Origin of the sequence: Flavobacterium hydrophilum, assembly GCF_003202405.1 — a bacterium.
Lineage (GTDB): Bacteria > Bacteroidota > Bacteroidia > Flavobacteriales > Flavobacteriaceae > Flavobacterium > Flavobacterium hydrophilum.
The window spans coordinates 1-14,313 of sequence record NZ_QJHL01000006.1; the positions used below are offsets into that span (position 1 = coordinate 1).

Consider the following 14,313-nt stretch of genomic DNA (forward strand, 5'->3'; position numbering starts at 1 on the left):
ACTATTGATCCGGCCGATGATGCGCTTTACGAAGGAAACGAAACAGTAATTGTCGATATCACGAATGTTACAGGAGCTACGGCAGGCAGTACGACTCAGGCTATCGTTACGATCACTGATGACGAGAGTGTACCAACGGTAAGTATCTCTACACCTACAGCAGTAGAAGGTACGAATGCAGTATTCACGGTAAGCTTGGATGTACCGAGTTCAGTAGATACAGTAATTAATGTTGTCACTACAAACGGTACAGCAGGATCTCTTGATTATACATCGGTTAATACAACAGTAATTATTCCTGCAGGCAGCACAAGTGCAACGGTGAGTATTCCAATACTGAGCGATGCCATTCATGAGCCTAGTGAGACATTTACCTTAACAGGAACCATAACTAGTGGTACTACAAGCAATATAACAGTAAGTGGAACAGGAACTATTACCGATAGCAATGGAGTTCCAACACTGAGTATTTCAAATCCAACAGTAAGTGAGGGTAGTCCAGCAGTATTCACGGTTAGTCTTAGCGGAGTAAGTTCAGTAGATACAGTAATTAATGTTATTACCACAAACGGTACAGCGGGATCTCTTGATTACACATTAGTGAACACTACGGTAACTATTCCGGGAGGAAGTACTAATGTAACGGTAAGTGTTCCTACCCTAATCGATGCGATTAATGAAGCACCTGAAACTTTTACCCTGACCGGTACAATAACAGCTGGTTCAACAGCCAATACAACAGCGATGGGTACGGCGACCATTAGCGATACGAGTATTGTTTTAATTGCAAATGATGATGAAGCTTCACCGGATGGAATAAATGGTTCATTAGAATTTATAAATGTTCTGGATAATGATTTAAGAAATGGATTGAAAGTAGATTCTTCAGATGTTACTATTAAACAGAAAACAACATTTACATATTTTGAATTCAATTCTGATGGTACGGTAAATATATTACCAAATACTCCAGGAGGTACTTATGAAGTGGTCTATGAGATTTGTGAAAAAGCGAGTTCATCAAATAATTGTACTACTGCTGTATTAAAAGTTTTTGTTGAAGCTCCGTCGATTGCAATTATTAAAACAGCAACATTTAATGATGAGGATAATAGCGGATATGCAAATGCAGGTGAAACGATTACCTATAACTTTAAAATTACAAATACAGGAAATGTTCCATTGTCCGGAATAAAAGTTATAGATAATTTGCCAGGAATTGTATTATCAGGACAGCCAATTAGTTTACAAGTTGGGGAATCTGATGAGCATACATTTACAGCGACATATTCTATTTCGCAAAGTGACATCAATAATGGAAGTGTAACAAATCAGGCTTCTGTAACAGGTCAAAGTCCATTAGGAGTTGTTGTTGAAGATAAATCAGATGATAAAAATAATGCTGATGATAATCCAACAGTATCAAACATAGAAGGATGTGTTATTAAAGTGTTTAACGCTGTTTCTCCTAATAATGATAACTTGAATGATGAACTTAATATTAGAGGCATTGAATGTTATCCTGATAACACTATTGAGATTTATAATCGTTGGGGCGTCCTGGTATTTTCAAGAGACCGTTATGATAATAGTAATGGAAATTTCAAAGGAATTTCAGAAGGAAGAACAACAATTAAACAATCAGAGAAATTACCTGTAGGAACCTATTTTTATATTTTAAAATATAAAGATAGTAATGCAAAGCAGCATGAATCAGCAGGATATTTATATCTAAGCAATTAATAAAAAGAAATGACTTACTGTATTTGCAGTAAGTCATTTAATAAAAGTTATAAAAATGAAAAAATTAGTTTTAGTTTTTATATTGTTTTCTGCTTTGGGTTTTGCTCAGCAAGATTCACAGTATACACAATATATGTATAATACTATCAATGTTAATCCTGCTTATGCTGGTTCCCGTGGTGTCTTAAGTATTTTTGGATTGCATCGTTCCCAATGGATTGGACTTGACGGAGCACCGACTACCAATACGCTATCTGTGAATACGCCCTTAAATCGTGAAAGTTTAGGATTAGGAGTCTCTGTTGTAAATGACAGAATCGGACCAACGAATGAAACTACTGTTTCTACCGATTTGTCTTATACAATTCATACCTCAGAATCGTTTAAACTTTCATTTGGAATTAAAGCAACAGCGAATCTATTTAATCTTGATGTCAACAAATTAGATGTAAAAGATCAGGGAGATACACAATTTCAAAATATGGACGGGAAATTCTCTCCAAATATTGGAGCAGGAATTTATTGGCATTCTGATAAAGCCTATTTAGGTTTGTCAGTTCCTAATTTTATTGAGACCAATCGTTATAATAATGAAGATGTCGCTATTTTTAAAGAAAGGATAAATTACTATTTTATAGCCGGTTATGTATTTACTTTAGATGATTTGGAATATATCAAATTTAAACCGGCATTACTGACCAAATTGGTTCAGGGAGCACCATTACAAGTGGATGTTTCGGGAAATTTTATGTTTAACGATAAATTTGTTGTAGGAGTTGGATATCGTTGGAGTGCTTCAGTAAGTGCGATGGCAGGTTTTCAGGTTACAGAAGGGTTATATATTGGGTATGGATACGACCATGAAACAACAAGATTGCAAAAATTCAATTCAGGTTCACACGAGGTTTTCCTTCGATTTGATTTGTTTAACAGTTACAGAAGTATTACTTCACCAAGATTCTTCTAATATTTCATTACTATGATAATTAAAAAAATAAGTTATACAGTTTTATTGTTTATGGTGGCTTTGACAGCAATCGGACAAAAAAATGAAACGGTCGATGCTGATAAAAAATATGACAAATATGAGTTTGTAGATGCCATCGGGTTGTATGAAAAAGTAGCAGAAAAAGGATATAAAGACCAAAAAATACTACAGCGATTAGGTAATGCCTATTATTTTAATGCAGAATTGACTAAAGCTGTAAAATGGTACGATCAGCTTTTTGATTTGAATGCAGAACAAGAACCTGAATATCTTTATCGCTATGCCCAATGTCTTAAAGCAGCAGGGAATTATAAAAAAGCAGACGAAATATTAACCGAGTTCAATAAAAAAATAAACACTGATAAACGCGGAATATTATTTGAAAATAACAAGAATTATTTAGAGGAGATAAAAGTCAATTCGAATCGTTTTGAAATCGCTGATGCCGGAATAAATTCAGCCTTATCAGATTATGGCACTACGATTCTAAATGATAAACTTGTTTTCGCTTCGGCTCGCGATACAGGTGGAGTTGCAAAAAAAACGTTCAAATGGACCAATAGATCTTTTACAAATTTATATGCTGCAGCTTTAATGCCTGACGGAAGTGTTGGTACTCCTGAGCGTTTTCAAAAGAATATTAACTCGAAGTTTAATGAATCAACACCTGTTTTTACCCAGGATGGGAAAACAATGTATTTTACCAGAAATAATTATTTAGATGGTAAAAGACGAAATGACGAAAAGAAAGTAACACTCTTAAAACTTTATAAAGCAACGTTAATTCAGGATCAATGGCAGAATGTTACAGAACTTCCTTTTAATAGTGACCAATATAGTGTAGCGCATGCTGCTTTAAGCCCGGATGAAAAAACATTGTATTTTGCATCAGATATGCCTGGAACGTTTGGGCAATCGGACTTGTTTAAAGTAAGTATAAATGAAGATGGAACATTTGGGAAGCCTGAAAATTTAGGAAGTGAAATAAATACAGAAGGAAGGGAAACGTTTCCCTTTATTTCAGGAGATAATGAACTGTATTTTGCCACTGACGGAAGACCCGGGTTGGGAGGACTGGATATATTTGTTTCCAAAATAAATTCAGATTTGAGCTTTGAAGAAGTTCAAAATGTTGGAAAACCGGTAAACAGCAAACAAGATGATTTTGCTTTTGTAATTAATAGTAAAAGCAGAAGTGGCTTCTTTACGTCAAATAGAGAAAATGGGAATGGTTTAGATGATATTTATCGATTCACTGAAACCAAAAGATTAGTCTGCGAACAAGATTTGGCAGGAACTGTTACTGATGCTGAAACAAACGAAATACTGGCCAATGCATCGCTTATGTTATTCGACGAAAAATCCAATTTTGTAGAAACAGTTTCTTCAGATGAAAAAGGCAATTACAGGTTTCCTAAAGTGAATTGTGGTAAAAAATACTCCATAAGAATTTCAAAAAATGGGTACGAAACAAAGACTGTTTCAGTAACCATCAATAAAAGAACAGGAAATACTACTTTACATATTTTGTTGGAAAAAGTATTTGTACCAATTGTAGCGAAACAAATTGAAACAAAAAAAATACCTGTTAAGTTGTTAATAAAAGCAGAAGCTGTAAAAGAAGGTGTAGATCTGGCAAAATTACTGCATTTGCCAATGAATTTTTTTGATTTAGGTAAGGCGACAATCAAAAAAGTATCAGAACCTCAATTAAAGAAACTTGTAGATGTTTTAAACCAATATCCAACAATGAAACTTGATATTCGTTCGCACACAGATAGCCGTCAATCTGCATCAAATAATATGATTCTCTCAGAAAAACGAGCACAATCTACCAAAAACTGGTTGGTTAAGAAAGGAATTGATGCCAGTAGATTAACGGCCAAAGGATACGGAGAAACCCAATTAGTCAATAAATGTGCCGATGGAGTAAAATGTACAGAAAAACAACATCAGTTAAACAGACGAAGCGAATTTATCATTATTAGTATGTAGTTAGGAGATATAAATTGTCTGTAGTAAAATTAGGGAGTATTGATTTTTAAAAGTCACTTTTCAGATTTCATCTGGCAGAGGAAGAGACTCCGAAGTCTTTATTGTGATCCCGGTAAATACGGGCATTAAACAGCATTTTTTAAAACAGGTAACCGATAGGTACAGTTTTTTGTAAAAGCAGAAAAACCTTTAAATCGTGAGATCTAAAGGTTTTTGTTTTTTGAAAATTTCTCTCGAAAATTCATCAAGCGGAGGAAGAGGGATTCGAACCCCCGGACCTGTTACAGTCAACAGTTTTCAAGACTGCCGCATTCGACCGCTCTGCCATTCCTCCATTAAGACGCAATCATTTTCTGATTGCGGGTGCAAAGATAAAATGTTTTTTTGATTGCAGAAATTTTTTTCATACTATTTGTAAAGAAATATTATCTAAAGTGAATACTAAGAAAACTTTCAGGAGTATATAGCTCTGTATATTGTTGTTTAATTTTATTGAAGTGCATTTGCAATTTGAGCTAGTACACTCTTACGATGAATTAAAAAATATAATATTTTATTTTTCTGCGCAAAATCTTTGCGTACATTTTAAATAGCTTTGAATTGTTAATCAGTTAAAATGCATTACTTATGGGGAAATCAATTACATACATGGAAAAACTGTTCAATGGGTACGCCCTAATGGACCTTGCCTACCGGGATTATATTGCAGCCCGATTCTTGCTTAATAACCACTTTATAGTTCAGGGGCTTACTCTTGCAAGCACTGCGGTCGAAAAATATTTAAAAGCGGTGATTGTTTTTAATCTTGAAGAGAGAGCAAGATACAATTTTCATTTTGATAAATTCAGGCATCTTAAGAATTTGCTATCAAAAGTGAACAATGACATAACTGAAGGCTTTGATCCGCTTTTTTTGGAAATTTTAGGAGATGCATTTAAGATCAGATACTACGATAAAATTGAAAATCCAATTTATATGGGTTTTTACATCAATCAATTTATAGGCGAACTGGACTGGACTGTTGACTTTATAGAAAATTTCATATCAAAAACTCAAAGTGGGGGACAGTCTATATCGCTTTATAGTAAGGCGGTTAAAAGCAGTGATCTGCATCTTTATACCAATAACTTTGTTCTAAAGAAAGAGGCTAAAAAAGATTTTATGGAAAAAACTGATATCGGGTTTTCTATTTACATCAGCATTGGATCTGCAGTTCATGAAGAGAAGGTAGTAAAAGGCGGAAGTACCAGAAATAAGTATGAAGGCCGGATAACACAATTTACAGAGTTTGGGCCAGATTATATGCAGTACTTATAAATTCTGGAGTGAATGTTTATGACAGGGTATTTAACAGTGGTCGTGCGGAGTTTTATGTATAGATTGTCTTCATTGAGAGCAGGTTAACGGCTGAGTTGAAGCAAAGCATGTAAATATTGTGAAATAAATAGTTTTAGGAAGCTGTAACAAAAAATATAAAATAATTTAGAAGTAAAACACAAAAAGATGATTTACGAAAGCTATTATTGGAGAAAGGAACTCCTTAATATATCCGAAAAAATAACAAAGAAAATTGAGGTAAAAAAGAACTGGTCAGATTCAAAGCGTGCAAAATTTGAACAAGAAATCATGGTTGGTTTTTATATCATCCGGAAATTAATGGAAGCAAACAAATTGACTAACAAACTTTGCAGTACAAGTATTTCCTGTAAAATATATATAAGTAAACGCGCAAAAATAAAGAGAATGGATAGATATGCTTTTTTTGATAACTATGAATTGGAGAAACCAAAGATTGTAAAACGTGACTTGAAATTTTTTATCAATCAGTTTGTTCATAGCTATCTTTTTATTCCGATCATTGATTTAACAGATCAAGAATCCATACTAAAAATGGATGATGAAAAAATATCTGAAGAGGAAAGAATTGAAATCTATGAGAATGGTAAAAAAGAATTATTGGGAATATTTGTAAATTCTGATGAAAACAAAGACAAATACTTATATGAAATAGATGTAAAAACAATAATAAAAATTTTTCAACAGGTCGGAAATTGTGTCATAACCAAAGTTGATATGACCTTTAATCCCAAAAAAGGAGATTTTGATACTATTCAATATGACGGAAGAAACGAATTATCAGAAGAAGTAAAAGTGTTAATTGATAAAAAAGAGCAGCAAAAGAAATAAATCAATTTTCAGCTTTAGTAGAGCAACAGTTAGTAACTATCGATACGTAAATGTGTTTCGAAAAAAAAATAAAAGCATGAGCGTCCATGAAATTTAAAGCACATGCGGTTATTGGAGAATGATCTAGTAGCTGTTGATGAATAAAATAACCTTTAAAGCATTAGAACTAGATTTCTTAGGTATTGATTTTGCTGCAAATGGAAACTTTAAAATAGACTATTATAATCAGAAATACAACTACAATCTAGAAAGTATGCTAAGAAAAAACTTTATTAAGGAGCTTCAGGCTCCGCCATAACCTAGATGGTGTAATATAGTTAAAAACTGCCTTATCTTTTTGTAGCAAAAAAGGTATCCATTCCATCTTTATATTGTTATATTATTGATACTTTTGAAAAACAGGAATTACTAAAGGTCAAATTATGATTACTATATTTCTGTGAGTAGTGTATAGATTAATTGAAAGAAAAGAGTCATTTTATGGAAACAAAATTTACTGTATTGCCACTGGAACGAGATGTTGAAAATAGAGCTATTTTAAAAAAAGCAGCAAAAGCGCATCAAGCTTTAGCTGAATTAAAGGGTGCAGCGAATGCAATACCAAATGAAAGTATTCTTATCAATACTTTATCTCTGCAAGAAGCAAAAGACAGTTCAGCAATTGAAAATATCGTTACTACACATGATGAACTTTATCAGAGCGATATTTATACTCGTGATTTTAAATCTTTGGCAGCAAAAGAAGTTTACAGTTACGCCAAAGCACTTCAGCATGGATTTGCAAAAGTAAAAGAAAATGGACTCTTAATTAATTCTTATATTCTGGAAATTCAAGCAGAACTTGAAGAAAATAAAGCAGGGTATAGAAAAGTTCCCGGTACAGCTCTAAAAAATGATCAGACAGGCGAGGTTGTTTATACTCCGCCTCAGCATCCCGAAGAAATTGTTTCACTGATGAATAATTTAGAAAAATTTATAAATGACGATGATATAAGTGATTTAGATCCGCTTGTTAAAATGGCTATTATTCATCATCAGTTTGAAAGTATTCATCCTTTTTATGATGGTAATGGAAGAACGGGGCGTATTATTAATATTCTATATTTGGTAAAGCAGGGGCTTTTAAAGATTCCTGTTTTGTATTTAAGTCGATATATCAATGAAAAAAAGGGAGACTACTATAGACTTCTACAAGATGTAAGAGAAAATGATAATTGGGAAGACTGGATTATTTTTATGCTAGAAGGTGTCGAACAGACTTCTAAGCAAACGATACTTTTGATTGATGGAATAAAAAAAGAAATGCTAGCTTTTAAAAATAAAATGCGTAATGATTTGCCTAAGATTTACAGCCAAGATTTATTAAATAATTTATTCAGGCATCCCTACACAAAAATTGAATTTGTAAAAACTGAACTTAATGTAACAAGAGTAACAGCAACAAGATACCTTAATGAATTAGTTAGGGTTGGGCTTCTCGATAAACATAAGTTAGGAAGGGATATTTACTACATTAATACGTCATTATATATGCTGCTAAGTAATGCAAATAAAAAGTAAACTAAACTTAGATTAAATATAGAAGTAAATAAAGTTTATAGATACATATTTAAAGTTATGAAGTTTCGTATATAAGATGTAAATGAAGATCTATAATAGATATATGAGTTTATGTATAGAAAACTATAGAAATCTATATAGATACACGAGCTTATGTATAGAAACCTATAGAAATCTATATAGATATATGAGGTTATGTATAGAAACCTATAGAAATCTATATAGATATATGAAGTTATGTATAGAAACCTATAGAAATCTATATAGATATACAAGGTTATGTATAGAAACCTATATAGATATATGATGTTAAATATAGAAATCAATATTTCTTTCTTAATTTATTGATTTGTAGTTATATAGTTGTATATGTCAAATTTAAAATTTATCTTTGCTTCAAGCCGATTAGCGCTTGAAGCAGGGAACCCTTCAGTTGAACTTAAGTTCAACTGAAGGGTTCCCTGGCTTTTAAAAGGCTTTTTAAAAACAATTTTAATGTTGTACTGGTATTAGATTTTAATGCTGATATAAATATAAGATTATGCCAGATGGTGCTGTTTCAGTTAAGTATGCTATAATAAAGATAATGCAGGAACTGTTGTTTCTGATAGAAGTAGAACTTCTGATAGATATGCAGATTATTAAAAAGAGTGGTTAAATTTCTTATTCTAGTTTTGGCGCCCATTATTTCACTTGTTTTTTTTAAGGCTTTCAGCAATATAGGACTCTCTTTTTTCTTCATTATAAATAGATAGCAGGAGCTTATATTGTCTCTAGCTAAATTGTGTCCGCAGTGCGGACACAATTGGAAATGTTCTGTAAAATTTTCGATATCAATTTAATTCGAAGTATGGAAATCTAATTTCGTACTGATACTACTCTTCTTCTGCAAGATATTTATTAAGCAAGTACTGTAACTCTATCTTTTCCTGCCGTTCAATTAGTAAACACAGTCAGTTAAAGAAACCAATAATAATATACTTTTTTAGTGTCCATGTTAATTGCGTCCGCAATGCAGACGCAATTGAAAATGTACTGCAAAACTTGTGATATCGTTTAACTTGCTTTTTTCTCTAAATGGATTTAAGTTCTTTAAGAATCTTTAAATTCAGAAGTTTCTTGGTAAGTGAATGTCACTTAAATTTAGATTTCAATTTCTCCATATCTTCCATTATATTCACATCCAAAACTTTTGCATAATGCTGCGTTTGTTTAGTGTTGGTATGTCCCATCATTGCAGATACATTTTCCAATCTTACTCCATTCCCTAAAGTGACAGTGGTGGCAAATGTATGTCTGGCAACGTACCATGTAAGATGTTTGTTTATGCCGCAGACATCTGCAATCTCTTTAAGATAAGCATTCATTTTCTGATTGGAAATTTTCGGAATAAGACCTTTCTGCTGATTTTTGTATTTAGAAATAATATTTTCAACGGTTGGCAGTATCGGAACATTGGCTCTAATGGCAGTTTTTGCTCTGCTTGTCATAATCCATAAGTTTCCAGTAGAATCTTCGGATAAGTTTCTTTCGGTTAGTTCCAAGGCATCGATAGGCGCGTATCCTGTGTAGCAGCTGAAAAGAAATATGTCCTTAACTTTTTCCAGACGGGGGGTTGAAAATATTTTATTCTCAATTGTGTTCAGTTCATGCTGGGTCAGGAAAACAGCATCTTTCACGCTGAGCCTGCCGTCATAAATGTTGAATGGGTTTTTTATGATTAAATCCATTTTAATGGCGTAATTGCAGGCAGTTTTATACATTTTCATATACTTTACTACTGAATTGTTTTTGATGCCTGTCTGCTCTTTAAAACTGCTTTCATACTTAAGGAACTGTTCCAGTTTAAAGACGAATGAGCTGGATAGCTCAGATGCTGGCATATCTTCTTTTTTGTAGTTGCTACTGATGAAGCTTAAAAGCAGGTCTTTTGCCCTTTTGTACTTCTGCAGAGAAGCTGGTGCGCGCTCTCCTGAATTAACTCTTTTGGTGAAAAATAAGTTGTAATTGTCCATAATCTCAATTATGGTTGGGCCTTCAAGCTGGTCGATTTTGACTTTTCCTGTGAGTTCAGCTTTTAATAATTGGAGGTTGACGTCGGGATCAATTCTGAAAAGTTCAGTAAATTTTTTGGCTGCATTAAGCTGGAAAAGATCAAGCAGGTTTTTAATTACTATTTCCTTTTCAATTTTAAGCTGGTTTCTAAGGTTGTTAGTGCTGGCCCATCTTTCTTTTGAAATGGCTTGTCCGGTTGACATTGAAATTTGTTTGTCATTGTAGCTCAATCGTGCGTAGATTGGAGATTCGCCGTTCTTGTTTACTCTGTCGGATTTCTGGTAAAAAATTACTTTTAACATGTTATCTAGTTTTAAAATTAATAATCAAATTGAATTAAAAATTTTAAGAGAGCCCATTGACAGCAGGGAATTCCCAGGGAATTCTTTTGTTTTAGTTACCCATTTTTGAGAAAAAAGATTCAAAAAAAGATGGGGTAACTAATAGGGTAACCATTCTTTGATAAAACATGTGCTTTTTGAAAAGTTTGTAAAATCGAAAAAGCCTTTAAACACTAGTGTTTAAAGGCTTTTGACTTTTAAAGTTTCTTCTGAAACTTCTACTGGCGGAGAAAGAGGGATTCGAACCCCCGGACCTGTTACAGTCAACAGTTTTCAAGACTGCCGCATTCGACCGCTCTGCCATTTCTCCAGTATGTTGCCATCATTTACTGATTGCGAGTGCAAATATAAGACGCTTTTTCGGTTTTGGAAACTTTTTTAGAACTTTTTTTGATAGATTTTCAAGTGTCTAATTATCAGTGTTTACGAGAGTGTAAATTTTTAAAAATTATTCTAAATCGTCTAAAATCGGCGTTGGTTTTTTGTTTTCATCTACGGCAACAAACGAAAAAGTTCCTGAAACTACCGTTTCGCGAAGTTCTGAATACATTTGCTCCATGAAAATATCAACATGAATTTTACAGCTTGTTCTTCCAACACTATCCACTTTTGCAACTAATTCGATTAAAGTGCCGGCCGGAATTGCTTTTTTAAAATCAATTTGGCCTGTAGAAATAGTCACTACCTTCTTTCGGCTGAATCGTGTCGCACAGATAAAAGCAACTTCATCCATCAGATGAAGTGCCGTACCTCCAAATAAAGTGTCGTAATGGTTGGTCGTACTCGGAAAAACAGCCTTGAAAATATGCGTTTCTGATTTTATGATTCTTTCTTCTAAAGTACCCATATTAATAGTTTACGTATTCTGTAATCTCCAGACCGTAACCAATCATTCCAACACGTTTGGTTTGTTGGGTATTAGAAACCAGTTTGATTTTTGAAATATCAAGATCATGTAAAATTTGGGCACCGATACCATAGTCTTTAGTGTCTATCACCACTTTAGGCGCTTTCATGGTTCCTGCTGCCTGTAAGGCTTTCAACTCAGAGATTCTGTTTAAAAGATTCACAGCAGTCATATCCTGATTGATAAAAATAACCGCACCTTTACCGTCTTCATTGATGATCTTAAACATATCATCTAATTGCTGATCGACATTATTGGTTAAAGTACCCAATAAGTCATTATTAACCTGTGAAGAATGGATACGGGTTAAGATTGATTCTCCTAAATTCCACGTTCCTTTGGTTAACGCAATATGTATTTGTTTATTCGTTGTTTGTTCGTAAGCTCTTAATCTGAAAGTGCCAAAACGGGTTTCGATATCAAAATCTTCTTTTTTAACGATCAGACTGTCGTGCTGCATTCTGTAGGCAACCAAATCTTCTATCGAAACTAATTTCAAATTGAATTTTTTGGCAACTTCAACCAATTGTGGCAAACGTGCCATGGTTCCGTCTTCATTTAAGATTTCACAAATAACCCCAGCCGATTTAAAACCGGCAAGCCTTGCAAAATCGATGGCGGCTTCTGTATGGCCTGTTCTTCTTAAAACACCGCCTTGTTTGGCAACCAAAGGGAAAATATGTCCCGGGCGGGCTAATTCATGCGGTTTGGTATTCGGATCTACTAATGATAAAACTGTTTTTGCCCTGTCAGCGGCAGAAATTCCGGTTGTAACCCCGTTTCCTTTTAAATCAATAGAAACGGTAAAAGCAGTTTCCATATGGTCCGTATTGTTGGTCACCATCGGACGTAAATCAAGTTCTTTACAACGGCTTTCAGTAAGAGGCGTACAAATTAAGCCACGGCCGTGAGTAGCCATAAAGTTGATCATTTCCGGAGTAGTTTTTTCGGCGGCAGCCAGAAAATCACCTTCGTTTTCACGATCCTCATCATCGACTACAATGATGACTTTACCTTGACGAATAGCTTCTATAGCTTCTTCAATGGTATTGAGTTGTATTTTTGTTGACATATTTATTGTTGTTTTTGAGCGGGAAAAAACCGCTCGGAAATTTTCTGAAATAATTGTTGAACAGGTGTTGTGATCGCATCAAAATTGACTAAGCCATTATCATTAGTGGCACGGTAAGTCAGTAAAATGGCCAAAGGGGATAAGATAAACGAAGACATCCAGGCTCCCATAAACGGAGTCATACCGCCTTCTTGTGAAAGCCTTTTTCCAAAAGTATTAATAAAGTGGAAAGTAATAAAGATTAAAACCGCAAATACAATAGGTAAACCCAGTCCTCCTTTTCTGATAATTGCTCCTAAAGGTGCCCCGATAAAAAACATTAAAAAGCAGGCAAAAGCAATAACAAACTTCTCATAAAGTGCTGTTAGATGCTTATTGATGTCACGCTGTTTATCCTTTAATTCTTGTTGAGTTGATTCTATAGAATAGATAGTGCTGGTCATATTACTGCTCGCCATATCTAAAATAGCCTTTTTTTGTTTAGTGTCATAAAGAGACAAAAGGTCGTTGGGTAATGGCTTTTTTTTCTTTTTTTCTTTTACAACGGCAGCAAATTTCGATAGTCCTGTCCGTTGGTTTATATTTTCAGTAAAGGAAACAACTTCATTGTCCCTGTTTTTATTTAGGGAATCCAGTGTGTAGCGCAATTCGTTTACATTCAGCATGCTGCTGGTGCTGTTGATGTTTTCGCTTTCAGCATCGACCTTGTTTAATTCTGATAAATCAATATTAATGATTTGCTTTTTAAAGGCTCCTTTTACAAAAGGCAATTTAGCTCTGTCTTCGTATTTTTTTGGAGTAACATCCTGATAGTAATATCCATCATTAAGGACCAGTTTTAAAATACTGGACTTTTCGCTGCTTACTAATTTTCCGTTTTTGGCTTTTATGACTGTTTTGTTTTCCCCCATATTCGAGGGTTTTTCATGAATGGTAACACCTGTTAAGATGTTGCCATTTTCTCCGGACTTTTTATTGACCTTGATATTATAGAAGCCGACATCATTAAATTGTCCTTCTGCAATTGCCATGGCAGGTTTGGCCTGAGCAATGTTTTTTCGGAAATTAACAAATTTATATTCGGCAAAAGGAATGACATTATTAGAAAACCAAAAGGCTACAATACTCAATAAAAAGATGAAAATAATCAGTACTCTCATGGCACGCTGAAGAGAAATGCCCGAAGATTTCATAGCGGCAAACTCATAGTTTTCGGCCAGATTGCCAAAAGTCATGATCGAAGCTAACAAAACGGATAAGGGCAGAACAAGCGGAATAATCCTTGGCATGGAAAAAAGAAGGAACTTGACAACCAATATCAAATCCAAATCCTTGCCGGCGAGTTCAGAAATAAATAGCCAGACAGTCTGGAGTATGAATATAAAAAAAAGGATTACGAATACCGTAGTAAACGTAATCAGAAATGTTTTTAGTAAGTATTTGTCTAAAATTTTCAACCTTGTAA

11 protein-coding genes and 2 tRNA genes are annotated in these 14,313 nt (G+C 34.0%); 7 read left to right on the forward strand and 6 right to left on the reverse strand.

Annotation, left to right across the window (positions count from 1 at the left end; translation table 11 throughout):
• From DMB68_RS19940 to DMB68_RS19950, 3 genes are all read left to right on the forward strand, one after another.
• Positions 1–1,743, forward strand: a 1,743-nt coding sequence (locus DMB68_RS19940; protein WP_133249535.1) for a T9SS type B sorting domain-containing protein, incomplete at its 5' end; no start/stop codon positions are given.
• Positions 1,744–1,798: 55 nt separating this feature from the next.
• Entirely contained in the window at positions 1,799–2,710 is a 912-nt protein-coding gene (locus DMB68_RS19945) for a PorP/SprF family type IX secretion system membrane protein (RefSeq protein WP_110348406.1), read from the forward strand.
• Positions 2,711–2,722: 12 nt separating this feature from the next.
• Positions 2,723–4,726 carry an OmpA family protein gene (locus tag DMB68_RS19950; protein WP_110348407.1) on the forward strand — a complete coding sequence of 668 codons (2,004 nt, stop codon included), beginning with the start codon at positions 2,723–2,725 and terminating at the stop codon, positions 4,724–4,726.
• A gap of 249 nt (positions 4,727–4,975) precedes the next feature.
• Here DMB68_RS19950 and DMB68_RS19955 read toward each other — a convergent pair.
• Positions 4,976–5,060 (reverse strand) — tRNA-Ser (locus DMB68_RS19955).
• A gap of 293 nt (positions 5,061–5,353) precedes the next feature.
• Between DMB68_RS19955 and DMB68_RS19960 the strand changes: the two genes are divergently transcribed.
• The 4 genes from DMB68_RS19960 (at position 5,354) to DMB68_RS19970 (ending at position 8,473) form a co-directional block, all read left to right on the forward strand.
• Complete coding sequence (locus DMB68_RS19960; protein WP_110348408.1) at positions 5,354–6,043, forward strand: HEPN domain-containing protein; 690 nt, start codon at positions 5,354–5,356, stop codon at positions 6,041–6,043.
• A gap of 186 nt (positions 6,044–6,229) precedes the next feature.
• A complete protein-coding gene (locus DMB68_RS19965; protein ID WP_110348409.1) occupies positions 6,230–6,913 on the forward strand; it encodes a hypothetical protein in 684 nt (227 codons plus the stop codon).
• Between the two features lie 136 nt (positions 6,914–7,049).
• The gene (locus DMB68_RS23425; RefSeq protein WP_165830176.1) at positions 7,050–7,211 is read left to right on the forward strand and encodes a hypothetical protein; all 162 of its coding nucleotides are present in this window, start codon (positions 7,050–7,052) and stop codon (positions 7,209–7,211) included.
• A 182-nt stretch (positions 7,212–7,393) separates the two neighbouring features.
• The gene (locus DMB68_RS19970) at positions 7,394–8,473 is read left to right on the forward strand and encodes a Fic family protein (protein WP_110348410.1); all 1,080 of its coding nucleotides are present in this window, start codon (positions 7,394–7,396) and stop codon (positions 8,471–8,473) included.
• Between the two features lie 1,133 nt (positions 8,474–9,606).
• Here the strand turns inward: DMB68_RS19970 and DMB68_RS19985 are convergent.
• From DMB68_RS19985 to DMB68_RS20005, 5 genes are all read right to left on the reverse strand, one after another.
• The gene (locus tag DMB68_RS19985) at positions 9,607–10,830 is read right to left on the reverse strand and encodes a site-specific integrase (protein WP_110348411.1); all 1,224 of its coding nucleotides are present in this window, start codon (positions 10,828–10,830) and stop codon (positions 9,607–9,609) included.
• Positions 10,831–11,091: 261 nt separating this feature from the next.
• Positions 11,092–11,179: transfer RNA gene (locus DMB68_RS19990), tRNA-Ser, on the reverse strand.
• Positions 11,180–11,317: 138 nt separating this feature from the next.
• The gene (locus DMB68_RS19995; RefSeq protein ID WP_110306815.1) at positions 11,318–11,716 is read right to left on the reverse strand and encodes an acyl-CoA thioesterase; all 399 of its coding nucleotides are present in this window, start codon (positions 11,714–11,716) and stop codon (positions 11,318–11,320) included.
• Between the two features lies 1 nt (position 11,717).
• Positions 11,718–12,848 (reverse strand): 3,4-dihydroxy-2-butanone-4-phosphate synthase, encoded by a 1,131-nt coding sequence (gene ribB, locus DMB68_RS20000; RefSeq protein ID WP_165830177.1) that lies wholly within the window; start codon positions 12,846–12,848, stop codon positions 11,718–11,720.
• Between the two features lie 2 nt (positions 12,849–12,850).
• Positions 12,851–14,305 carry an LptF/LptG family permease gene (locus DMB68_RS20005; protein ID WP_110348413.1) on the reverse strand — a complete coding sequence of 485 codons (1,455 nt, stop codon included), beginning with the start codon at positions 14,303–14,305 and terminating at the stop codon, positions 12,851–12,853.
• Positions 14,306–14,313 lie beyond the last annotated feature (8 nt).